The sequence below is a fragment of the Vreelandella sp. 2A-K22 genome, from assembly GCF_054065485.1.
This window is the reverse complement of record NZ_JBSUGC010000008.1, coordinates 199962-216059: the sequence shown is the minus strand read 5'-3', so window position 1 is coordinate 216059 and position 16098 is coordinate 199962. Positions and strand designations below refer to the sequence as shown.

The window sequence follows — 16098 nt, the reverse complement described above, 5'->3', positions numbered from 1 at the left end:
GCCCCCATGGCACCTACCCGCCGTGAACTGATACCACTGATTGAGCAGGGCGTGATACCGCCTGAACAGGTGACGCGCGCAGTGCAAGCTTCTGGGCTGCACCCTTCGCCTCGCGCTTGGGCTCTGTTTATTGATCGCTTACTGCTGTGGCTAGGCGGACTGGCGCTGGCCTTCGCGGTGCTGTTTTTCATCGCTTATAACTGGGCTGAGATGGGCCGTTGGCTGCGCTTTGGCGTGGTGCAGGCAGCGATGGTGCTGGCGGTAGTTGTCGCCATTTGGCCCAAGTACAGCCCGATGGTTCAGCGTGTGGCGCTAACCTCGGCCACATTATTGTTGGGGGTGCTGTTAGCGCTGTTCGGGCAGGTGTACCAGACCGGTGCCGATCCGTGGCAACTGTTTTTTACTTGGGCGGTGCTCACGTTGCCCTGGGTCTGGGTGGCGCGTTTTGAGCTGCTCTGGGTGTTGTGGCTGGGGTTACTTAATTTGGCCGTCGGGCTCTATTTTCGTACCTGGGGCGGGCCGTTTGGCGTTTTGGTCAGTAGCGATGCCGCGCTTTGGGGGCTGTTTGGGCTCAATACCCTTGCCTTGGCGACATGGGAATGGGGGGCCTGTTGCCGGAACTGGTCACGGCAGTGGGCACTACGCTTGCTGGCGGTGGGTAGCGGGGTGCCTATGACGCTGTTAACGATGAGGTTGATAGTCGATGCAGGCCTCGTATGGTCGCCAATGCTGGCGATTTACTCACTCTGGCTGGCGGTGCTGTATGGCGTTTATCGCTATTGGCGGCCTGACCTGTTTATGATCGCAGGCGGCTGTGTCTCGGCGTTAACGGTGACCACACTGCTGCTTGCCAGGCTGTTGCTCTGGGAAGGCGATTGGCAGGAGGGAAGTCTGCTGCTGATCACCATCGCGGTACTGGCGATGGGCGCTGGGGCCGTGGTATGGCTAAAGCGGCTACATCGGGAGATTTCCCAGTGACGAACAACGTTAATGATTTAAGCGTTAGGCTGAGCCAAGCGGGTATTCCGTTAAACGAGCCTACCTCCCCAGCGCAGTTGCAAACGCCTTGGTTTGTACGTGCGCTGCAGGCCTTTTCAGGCTGGTTAGCGGCGCTATTTCTGCTCGGCTTTATCGCTATGGGCGTGGTGTTCGTGGTGGAGAGCCCCGCCGCGTCGTTGGGCCTGGGGCTTGTGATGATCGGCGCGGCTTATGGGCTGTTTTGCAAAGCTCGCGGTGATGTGCTCGAGCACTTGGCACTTGCGGTTAGCTTAGCCGGGCAACTGCTAATAGCGTGGGCGCTGGTCGAGTTCTGGAATGTGTCCACTTATTTGTGGTGGTCGCTGCTGGCCTTACAGTGCGCACTGGCGCTGGTAATGCCAAGCCAGGTACATCGCACCTTTTCAGCCTTTACCGCCAGCTTGGCGCTCTATATGGCTTTGGCAGTGAACGCTATGGCGCCAGCAGCGGGTGGATTGGTGCTGTTGGCACTGGCGCTGCTCTGGCTGAATGAGTTTCGCTGTTCTGGCCGTATTCAAGATGTGCAAGCATGGGGCTACGGCCTGTTGATAGGCCTGCTGGTGATGCAGGGATTAGCGCATAGCGGCCACTCCTTTGCCTTCTGGTTTGACGCACAGAGCACTAACGCTTTTGCATGGTCAGCACCCTGGTTGAACGCCGTGTTCGTGGCACTCTCTCTGGCGTTGCTGCTCTATACCATCCCTCATTCCAAAACCCATTGGGGGTTGTATCTCAGTCCTTTAGCGCTGCTGTTGGTCTCATTTTATGCACCGAGTGTGGGCCAAGGTTTGGTCGTCGTACTGTTAGGGTTCGCGATCGGGCATCGCCTAGTGCTGGGGCTTGGAGTGCTTTCTCTGCTGATGGGCATTGGCAGCTATTACTACTGGCTGGACGCAACACTGTTAACCAAGGCTCTAACGTTGCTGGTGTTGGGGGGAGGGCTGCTGGCGCTACGTTGGACGCTGCTCAAGTGGTTGAGCGTAGCTGAAAATAGTCCGTCGACCTCTGTGGAAGGACATGGGAAATGATGCTGAAAGCCAAGCGAAATCGCTGGATCATAGTGTTAACCACCGTCGTTGTGTTGGTGGCGGTGAACTGGGCAATTTGGCAGAAAGAGCGTCACTTAGCCGAAGGTGAAATTGTTTACTTGGAACTGGCGCCCGTCGACCCGCGCTCATTGATGCAGGGCGACTATATGGCGCTAAACTTTGCGCTGGGTAACCAAATTCAAAGCGCGCTTCATCAGAGTGAGCGTGATGAAGACTCGCTGAAAACACGTAACGGCCATGTGGTGGTGCGTTTGGATGAACAGCGTATTGCTCACTTCCAGCGTTTGGATGAAGGTACTTCTTTACGCGATGACGAACAACGCCTGCGCTACCGGCTACGCAATGGTCAGGTACGCTTTGCCACCGATGCGTTTTTCTTTCAGGAGGGGCACGGTGAGCGCTATGAGCCAGCGCGTTATGGTCAGTTTAGGGTGAATACCAAGGGCGAGCCCTTGCTGGTGGCTTTATACAATGCAGAATTAACTAAGTTAGGAGAAAGCGTTAAGTAAAATTTACTTTATCTGGCGAGCTGTTCTCATCTCACTTTTCACTATTGCATTCTGTCTTGCTTCATTCAGTAAGGTAGGCTGTACTTTGTTCCTCCACTGACATGGATAGTCCAGTAATGACGCTGGACTGGCTCGATAGGGCCGGTCGGTGGGTAGTCAAACTGACCCACTTCAATGAATAAGGCATTTATGAAAGCAAACAGCTCGTGGCTCGCATGGGGTTTGTTGGTGATGGCGCTGACCTTTTCCAACCTATGCGCGGCACAAACTCAAGGAGGAGAGAGCGAAAGTGAGCGGTGGTTTACCATCGATGCGTTAAATACGGGGCTTGGTGAACCTCCCGAAGAGGCAAACCGAGTAACACCGCGAGAATCGATCAGGAGTTTTCTGAAGCTAACGGATCAGGAGGAGTATGAGGCCGCTGCCCATATGCTCAACCTTTCCGAGTTCTCAGAGGATGAACAACGCGAGCAGGGGAGTGAACTCGCCCGGCAACTGGCAGAGGTTTTTCAACGCGGCGATTGGTTGAGCGTTTCCGATCTGCCCGGTCGCGAAGACGCGGTGATTGAAGATCCCGCAGGCCAAAACCCCCGCGTTGGCGAGACCCGTCGCAACGTTGAGGTCTCCTCTTTAAAAGCCGATGGCGAAACCTACGATATCCGCTTGGGTCGATACCGCGTGGGTGACCAGGAGCCAGTCTGGCTAATCATGCCTATCAGTGTGTCTTATATTCCGGCGCTGTATGAACAGTACGGCCCCTCAGCTCTGGAAAGCTATATTCCCGAACGCTTCCAGACCTCGTTTGGCGTCCTGAGAATTTGGGAATGGATCGCGATTCCCTTGTTTGTGCTATTTATCGGGCTCGTAGGGTGGGGAGTTCACCGTCTGATCAGCTTGATGTCGAAATGGTTACCTTCAGGAGTGTCGAGCATTTTTGCCAGCCAAATCGGTATGCCTGGGGCGCTGATTGCGATGTCGCTGGTTACCCAGATGGTGCTGGATTATGTGGTGTCGTTTTCAGCGGTTGCCACGACGACCTTCCGAGTTTTACTCATCAGTATTTTGGCCTGGGGAGTCGGCACGGTTGCGTTGCGCTTAGTGGATACCATTATGCTGCGTTTAACGCGGCGTATTGTGGGGGAAATCGATGATACCAAGCCCAGAGACGAGCGCAGACTGCTAACGTCGCTCTACGCGTTGCGCCGGGTCATTATTCTGATCACCGTTACTGGCGTATCCATCTACATACTGGGTCAGGTTCAGCTTTTCGAAACTCTTGGCTTATCGATTCTGGCGTCTGCCAGTGTATTGGCCGTATTAGTGGGTGTGGCGGGCCAAACGGTACTTGGCAATATCCTCGCTTCATTTCAGTTATCGTTTGCTAAACCCATTCGCATTGGCGATTTGGTGATCTTTGAAGACGAGTGGTGCTATGTCGAAGGTATTTTTTATACCTTTATCCGGTTGAGGTCATGGGATGAGCGGCGTTTGATTGTGCCCGTTACCTATTTTACTTCTAAGCCATTCGACAATTTGTCGGTAAAAAGTACCAAGATGTACCGCTCATTGACGCTGACGCTTCACCTAAGCGCCGATATAGGACTATTAAGAGATAAATTCCTCGAATTCGCTAAAGAAGAAGACAGCGTTATCGAACACCATAAGCTGCTCTGCTACGTAACGGCACAAACAGGAACGGCGCAAACCGTCACCTGCTACCTCATGACTTCAGACCCTTTGGCGGGTTGGACAGCGGAAATGAATTTGCGCGAGAAGCTGTTGGCGTTTATCCGCGATAACCATCCAGAGTGGTGGCCACGTGAAATTGTGGTTATCAGTCACAACGATATCGCCCGCGGGGCGCAAGGCAAAAGCTCGGGGGAAATGGATAGTGTTGAGGTGAAACCATCTGAATAAAGGGGGATTGTGCAGCGGAAGATAACGCTTTTGCGTATTTTATCCATAGAGTAGTCTTGTTATGACAAGGGTAAGTGGAAAAAGGAGTGACTATGCACGCACTCGTTGAGCAAGCGACGGAACACTGGGTTTATCTTGCCCCTCTTCTTAGCGATCCACATTCCGAAGCTGAATACGATGCCCGGGTCGAGGCGCTTGATGAAATTCTTGATCTTGTCGGTGACGATGAGACACACCCACTTGTCGGTCTGGCGAATCGCTTGGGTGATATCATTGAGTCCTATGATGAAGCACATCGCCCGATGCCTGAGGTGTCTGGAAGTGAGGTACTTCGCTACCTTATGCAAGAGCATGGGATAGCGCAGAGCGAGCTACCTGAAGTTGGCGCTCAATCAGTGGTGTCTGAAGTTCTCAGTGGGCGCCGTAAGCTGAACTGGCGCCAAATCTGCGAGCTTTCGGAATGGTTTGGCATCGCTACCGACTCGTTTAAAGAACCCAGGGAAAAACTACGCGTTTTGACCTGATAAAGCCTTATGGCGCTTAGACTACCTCTAGCGGTATATCGACGCCGAACTGCTGCAACATACGTCGGAATGTCTCAACATCATAGGCCTCGCTTTCTGTCACCAGACCTTGAATTTGGCCTGTGCCCGGCGTGCCATCGCCTAATCCAGCGACAATCGATTCGGCGGGGTCGAGGAATCGGCAACTGGGTCTCGCCGCTTCGAAGAAGGAGCGAAGCCATGGTAAATGCGTGCTGGAAAGTGTCAGCGTGTCGATATCGGGGTGCTGCCGGAAGACGCTGTCGATAAAAGCAGTGACCGCTTTCTGCGTCGCTTTTGGGTCGAAGAGAAAGGAGCCATTCTCGACAAGCTCCACCATGGACGAAGCATTGATCAGGCTGACATTCTCCGGGTGGGGTGCATGGCGAGCTATGAACTGCTTGAGCGGCGAGCTTTCGATGAGTGAATGCACCCCCATGATGCCGATCTTGCCGCTCGCCGACATAGCGAGTGCTTCTTCGATGGGCGGGTAGACGCCGAACAATGGCACCAAGGTGCTTTGGCGAACGTCATCCAGCACCATGATAGACGGTGCGTTCGATGCGATGACGATGGCAGAGGGTGCATAGCCCTCAAGAAAACGCAGTGTGCGATGCATGACAGCGAGTAGCTCTTCACGCCCTTTGCTCCCATAAGGAAAGCTCGCCCGATCAGCGAAATAAACAATATCCTGTTTGGGAAGGCGCTTATGTATCTCGGCAACAATGGCATAGCTACCAATGCCAGCGTCGAAAACAGCGATTGGCTGGTGCATAGTAATATCCTGGGTGTCGGCTAAAGTCTAATGATCCATAATATTCTAATGCGATGGAAGCGTCATTTTTAGCTACTATGCTAGTTAAACTTTATACGATGCTGGGGCACGGCATCGCATAAATTCGAAATGAATAGCATGGTGATGGCAGAGAAATTTATGGTGAATAAGTGGTTGTCTAAATGTCGTTAAATATTGTGCAGCGTTTGCTACCCGGCTGGGGCGTTACTTATGGCCCACCGGGCCATGACTCTTTTCCAGCCGTCATGTTGTTGCATGGTTCTGAAGGCGCATGGGCGGGGTGGAGCCATCGTGATGCGATGCTATTCGCCGCCCATGGCTTCTTGGCGTTCCCTTATGGCTACTCAAGCGGCGGTAATGCATGGAATGCGGGGCATATTATCGATTACCCACTGGATCGCAGCGTGGAGGCATTTAAAGCCCTACGAGAATTCCAGTTCGCTGATGAGCGGGTAGGGCTTTATGGTATTTCACGCGGCGCCGAGCATGCGTTATTGCTCGGCTCACTGATGGCAAGAGATAAGATCGAAGGTATGCCTGATGCCATTGCCGCGCATAGCCCGCCAGATGTTGTGTGCGGAGCCTTTGATGCACGTAATTTTCGCGATGGAGGGGATCCAGGTTGGCAAGCCTGGGATGTCAGCAAGCGCGCCTGGACATGGCGTGACAGTCACGAAAGCTTGCTACCGACCACGCCGATCGAAATCGAACGCTACCCTGGGCCGCTACTACTTTCCCATGGCACCAAAGACCGAATGTGGTCGGTGGAAATGACCAAACGCCTGGAACAACGCCTGCGCGAGCATGGTCGATCCCCGGAAGTGCACTACTACGAAGGTGAAGATCATATACCTAGTAGCTCAGGGCAGAATAAGCACTATGGGCTGCTGCTAGATTTCTTTTCAAAACACCTGTAAGTCACTGTTCCTCATTTTTCCATCCAAAAAGCCCATCTCGGTAGCTAAGAGGTATGGCGGTGATGATGGCTGCTTGGGGCAGGTTGTCGATATGCGCTCTCGGTTGCAGCCAGGGCTGCTCATCACTGGGTGGCAACCACTCAATACGGTCGTTAAATAGCGCATCATCAATCTCTAACACCAACGGTGCTTCTGCATAGACGAAGTATTTGTTGGCGATAAAAAGAACAGCTTCTTCAACATTCAAATGAACGCAGTCGAGCTTATGATCGTTTCCGCAGCGGGGTACATAGCCAAGTTGCTGAGTTTGATCCCAAATAGTTTTACTAACGACTCTGAATAAGCGCATAAGAGCTCCAGTGGTTTTTTTCCGACTAAGGTAGCCTAAAACCTAAAGTTAACTTGAGGTCAAGTGGCGCTGAAGATGTAATATCAGGTATGAAGTCATGCTGCTGATTGAGCAATGGCTAAGCTAAGCGGCCTGCTGATTTTAGAACTGATTTATTAAGAAGAGCTCGATACTGCACAGCGCATATTGAGTTTGGGCTTTGCTGTACAGTATCTCACTCCAACACTAGCTTTTAATGCTTCAGTTCTTCCTCTATTAGTGCTTGGGCCAAACGTTTCGCCCCTGCAAAGTCCGCTTTTCCAGAGCCAAGGTGAGGGATGGTCTCTACCGTAAACCAATGGCTGGGGATCATCATGGGTGGCGTACCGTTAGCGAGCATAGTGGCCTTGACGGTTTTGGCGTCTAACGCTGTTTCTGAAAGCAGCACAATGCGCTCGCCCTTGCGGCTATCGGGAATATTCACCGCCATCAGCGATGTGTCTGTATCCTCCAGAGCCGCTTTAACTGCTGCCTCAACGGCGCTGAGACTGATCATTTCACCGCCTATTTTGGCAAAGCGAGCGTAGCGGTCAATCAGGGTTAAGAAGCCATCTTCATCGATAAAGCCTTTATCCCCCGTTATGTACCAGCGGTGGCCATCGATCACATGGAGCGCCTTGGCTGTGCGGTTGGGGTCATTGAGATAGCCCTGCATTATTTGCGGGCCGCTAATCAATATCATACCGGCCTCACCGGTCGGCAGCTCTTCAAAGCTGTCAGGGTCGACGATTTTGAAGCTGGTGCCGGGTAACGGCATACCGACGGTGCCTGCTTTGCTGCCCCGCTGCACCTGTTGATAGTGAACGCCCATGGCGTCGGGCAGATTCACTGAGGCGACTGGGGCGATTTCCGTGGCACCGTAGCCTTCATAAATAGGCTTGTGGAATTTCAGCGCAAAGCTATTACGCACGTTTTCGTCGAGCTTTTCAGCTCCGGCAACCACCACCCTCAAGCTTTCCAGCATTAACGGATGCACTTTTGAGCTGCGCACAAACAGCCTTAAAAAGCTGGAGGTGCCGAACATGATAGTGGCTTTGTGCTTGGCAATAGCGCCTGCAATGCCGGGGGCATCGGTGGGGTCGGCGTGGCACACCAGTGGCAGCCCTTCAATCAGCGGTAGCAGTTGAGTCACTGTAAGGCCAAAGGCGTGGAACAGCGGCAGTGAGCCCATTACAACGTCGTTGCTCTGGGTGTTGAGCACGTCAGAGGTCTGCTTGATATTGGCCATCAGGTTGCGGTGGCTCAACATCACGCCCTTGGGTTCGCCTTCACTTCCGCTGGAGAACAGGATGGCGGCGGTGGCGTCGGCATCGTGGCCGTGGCAGAAGCAGCGCTGTAGCAGCCAAGTCGGCAGTATTCTCACCGCCAGCCAGGTACTCAAACGTTCGCCACGGCCAATCGTGGCCTGCAGGTCTTCTAAAAGAACCACCTGCTTCTCGCGAAGCAATTGGCTAACGTCGAGCCCGCGCTGCTCGAGCTTCTTCACAAAGCGCTGTGAGGTGAAGACGGTAGCGATTTCCGCCTGGGAAAGGGCAGAGGTCAGCGCCTCGTGGTCGGCGGTGTAATTAAGATTCACCACCGTTTTACCCGCTAGCAGCGTGGCCATATTGGCGATAACCCCGGCACTGCTGGTAGGTAGCAGTAAGCCAACGTTCTGCCCTGGGTTGAGCTTGCGAAGTCGTTTTGCCATCAGCAGGCTGGCAGTGAGCGCTTGGCTTGCGCTGAGTGAGCGGCCCAGCGTATCGGCCAGGGCAAGGTCGCTAGGGCGGCGCTTAACGCTTTGAATCCAGGCGTTAGGCAGGCTCGGGAGCTCGCCCATGGCCCGCTGCCAAGAGCGGGTAGCCTGCTCAAAAATACGTCGTTTGAGCACATCGGCGGGGGTGTCCTTGGGCAGCGGCTTGCCAAAGGCGACCACTACCGAGCGATGCAGAGGCGCATTACGCAGCTCTTTAAGCTTGCTGGAAGATCGGGAGAACTGGCTGCCCCACAGGCCTCGCAGGTAGAAGGGCACAATTTTGACGTCTGGATTTGCCATGTCACAGGCACGCTCGTAACCGCGGCGGAATTCGCCCAGTTGACCAGTGCGGCTGATCGCCCCTTCAGGAAACAGGCACACCACTTCGCCTGCGTTGAGCTGTTCAGCAACACCGGCTAGGGCCTTTTCGGCACCGCTGCCACGCTCGATGGGAATACAGCCCAAGGCTTTGAAGAACCAGCGCAGGTACCAACGCTGGTAAACCGATCTGAGCATCACGAAACGCACCGGTCGAGGGCTGGCGATCTGTACCATGGCCCAATCCACCCAACTGATATGGTTGCCCAATAGCAGCACGCCGCCCTGGGCGGGCAGGTTTTGCAAGCCATGGACATCTACGCGATAGCGGCGTGTCAGCAGGAAGCTCAACAGAAAGCGCACCAAGCTTTGGGGTAGCTTAACAATGGTGTAACCACCGCCCACCATGGCCACGGTAGCGATAAGTAGCAGCAGGTAGTGGCTATTCACTCCCGCCAACGCGAACAGCGCCGTGAGCACCAAAAAGCCCAGCATGGCGATGTTTTGAATCCAGTTGTTGGCGGCCAGTACGGTGCCTAGCTCGTTGTCGGCGGCGTGAAACTGAATCAGCGCATTGAGCGGCACGATGAACAGTCCACCCATGATGCCGATGAACACAAAGTTCAGCGCTTGGCCAACGGGTGTGGTCAACAGTGGCAAGCACCATAAACCCACGGCCACCCCAATAGCGCCTACGGGGATCAAGCCGGTTTCAATACGGTTGTGGGAAAGTTTGCTGGCGAATAGCGAGCCAAGCGCAATTCCGATGCCGCTAGCGGCGAGAATTCCCTGAAGCACTAAGGTGTTATCGATACTCAGGGCATCTTTGGCATAAGCAGGAAAGGCCGCCAGCAGCACTTGGCCCACTGACCAAAAGGTGGCAAGGCCGATAATGGAGAGCCTGATGACAGGCTGGCGAGCGATAATCCTCAGATTGTCTTTTAGGGCAGTGCCCTTGATGTAGCGCTGCCAGGTCAGCGGTATATCTGACCGAGTGGTGTTATCAAGCGGAAGGCGGTAAAGCGCCACCACCTGGATGGCGCTATTGAGCACCAGCAGCCAGCCCAGAGGGGCTATTTGGCGCAACAGCTGCGCTGGGGTTTGATCATCAGGGGTAATCCAGGTTTCAAACAGCGCGGTAAACGCCACGGTGCCCGCCAGAATGGCTCCAATCGTGACGGCCTGGATCAGCCCGTTGGCTTCCGCCAAGCGCGGCTTGCCGAATAGCCCTTTTACCAGACCGTATTTGGCCGGCGAGTAAAAGGCTGATTGAATCGCCAGCAGCAGCGTCATGGAAAAAGCCAACCAGAACCAGCCCTGGTAGTAAGCGGCGGTGATGCCCAGTGAGACCACGACGGCGGCCCAGGCCGATGTGCGCAGAACACGTACCTTGGGATAGCTGTCAGCCACATGGCCCGCTGGGCTGAACAGTAAAATAAACGGCAGCAGGATAAGTCCGTTGACCAGTGCGGTGAGCACGACCTGTGCTTCGCCATCGTAACTTTTGAAGATCGTGTTCTGAATGACGATCTTGTGGCCTAGATCCACAAAGGCATTGAGGAAAATAGCGATCAAATAGGGCAAAGCGCCCTTCAAGTGCAGTAGTCGATGCATCGTTGTTTAGCCTTCTTAATCCCTGGAAGTCGTAGCACTTTCTCTGTGAGGCTTACTGGTTGCAACTCATTTGCACAAAGTTGTGTTATGGGTGCTGGTTGGTATCGTTATTTGCTACTTTTATGTTGTCTGTTCTTTCATTTCACTGATGAGATTTCAATGTCCCAAGCCGATTCGCTGATTGAAACGCTAAAGCGCCAGCTCCGCGCTCAGGGTAAAACCTATGCCGATGTCGCTCAGTGGTTGGCGCTGAGCGAGGCCTCCGTGAAGCGCCTGTTCGCAGAAAAGCACTTTACGCTATCGCGGCTAGAGTGCATCTGCGACCAGCTAAATATCGAATTCGCCGAGCTGGTGCAGACCATGCAAGCGGACGAGCAGCGTTTGCAGGAGCTAACCCATGCCCAAGAGCAGAGTATTGTGGATGACCGTGAGCTGTTTCTGGTGGCTGTCTGCGTCATCAATGGCTATAGCTTCGACGAAATTCATCACCAGTACCAGCTAAGTGAAGCAGAGTGTATCCGGCAGTTACTGAAGCTTGAGCGGCTTACGCTGATAGAGCTACTTCCCGATAACCGGATCCGGCGGCGGGTCGCTGCTAATTTCCGCTGGCGAGCGGATGGGCCAATCCAGCGTTTCTTTCAGCAGCATATCGCCAACGAATTTTTCCGCTCCCGTTTTGATAGTGACAGCGAAAAACTCATTGTCCTTAACGGACTATTATCCCCTGCGGGAAATGCTGAATGGCAGCAGACCATGCAGCGCTTGGCGAAAGAGTTTCATGCGCTATGCGAACGAGAGAGCGGGCTACCCATTCATCAGCGGTTTGGCACGACTTCGGTGCTGGCGGTACGGCAGTGGCAGTATGGGCTGTTTCAGGGTTACAAGCGGGGAGGCCAAGTAGCTCCCAACGCTACGTAGATGTGTTCCGGAAGAGAGTGGCCTCTTGTTCTAGCCACTCGACGAAGCGTGCTACCGCTGGTGGCGTTTCTCCATCACTAGGCAGAATCAGTTCGTAGGCGAACGGAGAAGCGAGTGGATAGTGTTCCGCGAAGGGGCGTACCAAAACACCGCTCGCTAGCCGGTCAGCCACCAATGGGTAGCTGGCGAGTACCACGCCTTGCCCGGCAATGGCCTGATCGAGAGCCAAGCTGTAAAGCGAGTATTGCCGCTGGTTGGGCATCTTGTTTAGCTCTACCCCGGCGCTTTTAAACCAATCGCTCCAGCTTGGAATGGGGTGGCCTGCGTGGCTGCACCAATCCACGGTGAGCAGTGTCTGTGTCAGCAAATCGTCGGGGGTTTGTATGCTTGCCTGCGCTAATAGCGAAGGCGAACAAACCGGAAATAACGTGTCTTCAAACAGGCGCAGGCTGGTGACACCGGGCCAAGGGCCCTGGCCGTAGCGCAATGATAAACGTGCTCTGTTGGGCAACCACAGCGGTGGCGTTAAGCGCGCCTCGGCATCCAGAGAGATTTCTATTTGCCGTTCATTAGCTTCAAAGCGGGGTAAGCGGGGGAGTAGCCAGAGTTGTAGAAAGGAGGGCGGTGCACTCAGTAACAATCGAAAGGCCTCTTCTGAGCGCTCGGTGACGTTTTGTACGCCGCTGGCGATGCGCAAAAGGCCTGCCTGCACATCTTCAGCCAGTACCCGGCCTGCTTCGGTAACGCATACCCCATTGGCATGACGCTCAAACAGCACCACGCCTAAGTGATCTTCCAACTGTTTGACCTGTCGGCTAACGGCGCCAGGCGTCACCCCAAGGCGATAAGCGGCGGCTTTGAAGCTATTTTCTCGCACGGCTTCGGCAAACGCGCGCAATGCATTCAGCGGTAGCCTTTCTATTCTCATAGCGTGAGTTTTCCTAAGCCTAGACCCGATAAGTAATCGTTTGTATGCAATGACGCTTACTGCTGCAATGGGCACCTATATGTTATAGGAGCCCGCAATGAGTAATCAAAGAATAGCCGCCACCAACCACACTGTCTGCATGGTTGGTCGATCGCAGCGAAAATCAGTGGACGCAACGGCAGCATCGTTGATGCTGCTATTTTGCCTGGTGTTGGGTTTTCAGCAGGTAGCGATCAAGGGTGTGGCTGAGGATATCTCACCCGTGGTGCAGATGGCTCTGCGCTCAGCCTTGGCGGTGTGTCTGGTCGGCGGGCTGGCTTATTGGCGCGGTATTCGCTGGGCGGATGTGGGTCATCATTGGGGCCCTGGGTTGCTGGTGGGCCTGGGGTTTGCGGCTGAGTTCGCTTTTATCGCCTGGGGATTAACCTATACCTTGGCGTCCCACATGTCGGTCTTTCTGTATACTGCGCCCATCTTCGCTGCCCTGGGTTTGCATCTTTGGGTACCTGGCGAGCAACTCTCCATTCGCCAGTGGTGGGGCGTTGGCTTGGCATTTCTGGGAATGGTGATTGCCATGGCGCCAAGCGGTGCTTACAGCATCGAGATTCTTATTGGGGATACGCTGGGCTTGCTCGCTGGCCTCTCATGGGCGGCCACGACCGTTGTGATCCGCAAGACTTCGCTTTCTGAGGCGCCAGCAGAGCTCACTCTGAGCTATCAATTGAGCGTGACGGCGTTGTTGCTCCTGCCGTTGGCGGCTATATCCGGGCAGCTAATGAGCGCGCAGTTTACCCCAATGGCGTTAGCCAGCCTTGGCTTTCAGACGCTGATCATTTCGTTTGCTGCGCTGCTGTTATGGTTTACCTTGCTGCGCCGCTACCGCGCTTCGCAGTTAGGCGTGTTTTCTTTCTTGGCGCCGCTTTTCGGTATTCTGTTTGGTACACTGCTGCTCAATGAGCCGCTGAGTATTAATTTTATAATCGGCGGTGGCGTTATTTTAGTTGGCATCATTCTGGTGACTCGCTAAACGCATGCACCCATCTACCTTTGCGAAGACACCGATATGAGCATCACCCCTTTTCAAGCACTGGCGTGCCCGCTAGACGGAAAACCACTCAGTTGGTCGGCTAGTGTTTGGCGATGCTCTGATGGCCACAGCTTTGATATTGCTAAGCAGGGCTACGTTAATTTACTGCCTGTGCAGCAAAAGCGTTCCCACGATCCGGGGGATAGCAAGGCGATGGTAGCTGCTCGCCAGCGTTTTCTTAACGCGGGGTACTATCAACCCATTGCGGAGGCAGTCCGTCATGCTGTGTTGGGCCATGCCGAGGTTCAAAAGGCAGACAGACTGCCTTTTAGCTGCCTGGATGCGGGCTGCGGTGAAGGTTATTACCTTCGCCAATTAGCTGACGCGGCGACTAACGCGCAGCCACTTTCACTGATGGGGCTGGATATCTCTAAATGGGCGGTATTGGCCGCAGCAAAACAGGATGCTAAGCAGGCACCGCTAAGCAGCTGGGTCGTGGGGAGTAATGCACACTTGCCGGTGCAGACGGGAACGTTGGATAGCGTGCTGTGCATGTTTGGCTTTCCAGTGGTAAGCGAGTTTGCTCGTGTGTTGAAAACCGGTGGCGTACTACTGCAGGTTGAAGCGGGGCCTAATCACTTGAGGGAGCTGCGGGAGATTATCTACCCCACGTTAAAAGCTGAACGTGCGAGTGAGACGGTAGTGCCCGATGGCTTTATTCACCATGGCAGCGAGAGGGTAAGCTACTCAATTGCACTAAATGGAAGTGAGGAAATTGCCGATCTGTTGGCGATGACGCCGCATCTTTACCGAGCCAGCGCTGAGGGGCGTGATCGAGCAGCGGCACTTGAGGTGCTGGTGGTGACGGTGGATGTGCGGGTGGTGCAGTGGCGACGTCTTTAGGCGCTTTCAAACGCAGCGTTCACACACTTCTAGCGCAACTTCTGTACAGCCAAACACAACAAGGCCCGCATAAGCGGGCCTTGTTATCCGAACCTTAGAAGGTTCGAGCAAATTCTAAAGCGCTATGTCTTAGAGACTTAGTCTCAAAAAGCTTAGGCTTAGGAAATTTGCTTGATGTTTGAAGCTTGAAGGCCTTTCTTACCCTGGGTAACGTCAAAAGAAACGTTAGCGCCTTCTTGCAGGGTTTTGAAGCCGTCTGCTTGAATTTCAGAGAAATGGGCAAACAGGTCATCGCCGCCGTCAGAAGGAGCAATAAAACCGAAGCCTTTAGTATCGTTGAACCACTTAACTGTGCCAGTAGACATAGTAAAAATCCTTTCGCGCAAAGCGCTTTGTAAAGTTCCTGGTATCACCCAGATTAATAGCGGATAAAACAAGGAATACAATTACAGTCTTGCCGAAAGATTTTGTACACGTCTATCTCGTACATTTCTAAATCTTTTTCGTACACTTCTGAAACCATGCTTGCTTGCTAACCAACTGGCGCTACATTGTCATGAATTGTAGCGCGTGTCAAAGCCTTTCTGGATTGTCTTGCCTATGGGGCGCAGTGAGAGCCTCTATTAGAGGTGGTCGTTGGAAAAATAGTGATAATGCCAGCGACCATCAGGGCACGTTTCCAGTAAATGGGCAGCTTGTTTTCTTACATGAATATCGCTCGTGCTAATGTTTACGTTTGGCCAAAAGCTCGGACAGCACCTGACGCGCAGTTAGTGACTCGCTGTAGGCCGTACGACGATATCGCTGGTATCTACGTCATCGGGCTGGTTGATGGCATGTGCAATGGCGGAGGCGATCGCTTCGGGCTTGAGGGCAATTTGGCGGAAAAGGTCGATTGCCTTTGCGGTTTCAGAGTCGGTGATGGTATTGGCCAGTTCTGACTCCACTACCCCGGGGTAGACACAGGTCACGCGTATCTTGTCGGTTTCCTGACGTAGCCCATCGGAAATAGCGCGCACCGCATATTTAGTGGCGCAATAGACTGCTGCGGTGGGCATAACAGAGAGGCCACCGATGGAGGAGATGTTGATCACCTGGCCACTTTCCTGGGCCTGCATAGTAGGCAGAACAGCGGCGATACCATTGAGTACGCCGCGAATGTTGACATCGATCATGCGGTTCCACTCATCTACTTTGAGCGCTGCCAAAGGCGATAGGGGCATGACGCCCGCGTTGTTGACGATGACATCTATGCGGCCGTGGGTTTTGATCGCGAAATCCGCAAACGCCTGCATGTCTTTAAGGTCGGTGACATCCAGCGCCTGGAAATCCACGCTGCCGCCCTCTTCGCGAAGGGAGTGGGTCAATGCTTCCAACCGATCAGTTCGGCGTGCGCCAATAATCAAACGGTACCCTTGACCTGCAAGCCAGCGAGCAGTGGCTTCACCGATGCCGCTGCTGGCACCGGTCAGTAAAACGACTTTGGAAGATGGGGTTGTTAAAGCAGTCATTGGATAATC

The 16098-nt window shown here is 53.9% G+C and carries 15 protein-coding genes; 9 read left to right on the top strand and 6 right to left on the bottom strand.

Going from position 1 to position 16098, the window contains the following annotated elements; translation table 11 throughout:
* The first annotated feature begins 6 nt into the window (after positions 1–6).
* From ACW17M_RS12905 to ACW17M_RS12885, 5 genes are all read left to right on the top strand, one after another.
* Positions 7–978 carry a DUF2157 domain-containing protein gene (locus tag ACW17M_RS12905; RefSeq protein WP_457547573.1) on the top strand — a complete coding sequence of 324 codons (972 nt, stop codon included), beginning with the start codon at positions 7–9 and terminating at the stop codon, positions 976–978.
* The gene (locus ACW17M_RS12900; protein ID WP_051051964.1) at positions 975–2045 is read left to right on the top strand and encodes a DUF4401 domain-containing protein; all 1071 of its coding nucleotides are present in this window, start codon (positions 975–977) and stop codon (positions 2043–2045) included. Before ACW17M_RS12905 ends, ACW17M_RS12900 begins: the two co-directional genes overlap by 4 nt.
* Positions 2042–2575 (top strand): GDYXXLXY domain-containing protein, encoded by a 534-nt coding sequence (locus tag ACW17M_RS12895; RefSeq protein WP_009286875.1) that lies wholly within the window; start codon positions 2042–2044, stop codon positions 2573–2575. Before ACW17M_RS12900 ends, ACW17M_RS12895 begins: the two co-directional genes overlap by 4 nt.
* A gap of 189 nt (positions 2576–2764) precedes the next feature.
* Complete coding sequence (locus ACW17M_RS12890) at positions 2765–4492, top strand: mechanosensitive ion channel family protein (protein ID WP_039858893.1); 1728 nt, start codon at positions 2765–2767, stop codon at positions 4490–4492.
* Between the two features lie 92 nt (positions 4493–4584).
* On the top strand, positions 4585–5016 hold the full coding sequence (locus tag ACW17M_RS12885; protein WP_457547572.1) for a helix-turn-helix domain-containing protein: 432 nt from the start codon (positions 4585–4587) through the stop codon (positions 5014–5016).
* A gap of 16 nt (positions 5017–5032) precedes the next feature.
* Here the strand turns inward: ACW17M_RS12885 and ACW17M_RS12880 are convergent, their stop codons facing one another.
* On the bottom strand, positions 5033–5809 hold the full coding sequence (locus tag ACW17M_RS12880; protein ID WP_009286877.1) for a glutamate racemase: 777 nt from the start codon (positions 5807–5809) through the stop codon (positions 5033–5035).
* 182 nt (positions 5810–5991) lie between these two features.
* On the opposite strand from ACW17M_RS12880, the gene ACW17M_RS12875 reads away from it, so the two are divergent.
* The gene (locus tag ACW17M_RS12875; RefSeq protein WP_039858900.1) at positions 5992–6747 is read left to right on the top strand and encodes an alpha/beta hydrolase family protein; all 756 of its coding nucleotides are present in this window, start codon (positions 5992–5994) and stop codon (positions 6745–6747) included.
* A gap of 1 nt (position 6748) precedes the next feature.
* On the opposite strand, the gene ACW17M_RS12870 is transcribed toward ACW17M_RS12875, so the two are convergent.
* A complete protein-coding gene (locus tag ACW17M_RS12870) occupies positions 6749–7096 on the bottom strand; it encodes a DUF952 domain-containing protein (protein WP_039858901.1) in 348 nt (115 codons plus the stop codon).
* 232 nt (positions 7097–7328) lie between these two features.
* Positions 7329–10802, bottom strand: coding sequence for an acyl-[ACP]--phospholipid O-acyltransferase (locus ACW17M_RS12865; RefSeq protein WP_457547571.1), 3474 nt, complete (start codon positions 10800–10802; stop codon positions 7329–7331).
* A gap of 159 nt (positions 10803–10961) precedes the next feature.
* On the opposite strand from ACW17M_RS12865, the gene ACW17M_RS12860 reads away from it, so the two are divergent.
* A complete protein-coding gene (locus tag ACW17M_RS12860; protein ID WP_457547570.1) occupies positions 10962–11720 on the top strand; it encodes a helix-turn-helix domain-containing protein in 759 nt (252 codons plus the stop codon).
* On the opposite strand, the gene ACW17M_RS12855 is transcribed toward ACW17M_RS12860, so the two are convergent.
* The gene (locus ACW17M_RS12855; RefSeq protein ID WP_457547569.1) at positions 11713–12648 is read right to left on the bottom strand and encodes a LysR substrate-binding domain-containing protein; all 936 of its coding nucleotides are present in this window, start codon (positions 12646–12648) and stop codon (positions 11713–11715) included. The genes ACW17M_RS12860 and ACW17M_RS12855 overlap by 8 nt on opposite strands.
* Positions 12649–12745: 97 nt before the next feature.
* Here ACW17M_RS12855 and ACW17M_RS12850 point away from each other — a divergent pair, with 97 nt between their 5' ends.
* Positions 12746–13675, top strand: coding sequence for a DMT family transporter (locus ACW17M_RS12850; protein ID WP_457547568.1), 930 nt, complete (start codon positions 12746–12748; stop codon positions 13673–13675).
* A gap of 36 nt (positions 13676–13711) precedes the next feature.
* Positions 13712–14578, top strand: a complete 867-nt coding sequence (locus ACW17M_RS12845) for a putative RNA methyltransferase (RefSeq protein WP_457547567.1) — start codon at positions 13712–13714, stop codon at positions 14576–14578.
* Positions 14579–14736: 158 nt separating this feature from the next.
* Here the strand turns inward: ACW17M_RS12845 and ACW17M_RS12840 are convergent, their stop codons facing one another.
* Positions 14737–14943 carry a cold-shock protein gene (locus ACW17M_RS12840; RefSeq protein WP_007111402.1) on the bottom strand — a complete coding sequence of 69 codons (207 nt, stop codon included), beginning with the start codon at positions 14941–14943 and terminating at the stop codon, positions 14737–14739.
* 405 nt (positions 14944–15348) lie between these two features.
* On the bottom strand, positions 15349–16089 hold the full coding sequence (locus ACW17M_RS12835; protein WP_457547566.1) for an SDR family oxidoreductase: 741 nt from the start codon (positions 16087–16089) through the stop codon (positions 15349–15351).
* Positions 16090–16098 lie beyond the last annotated feature (9 nt).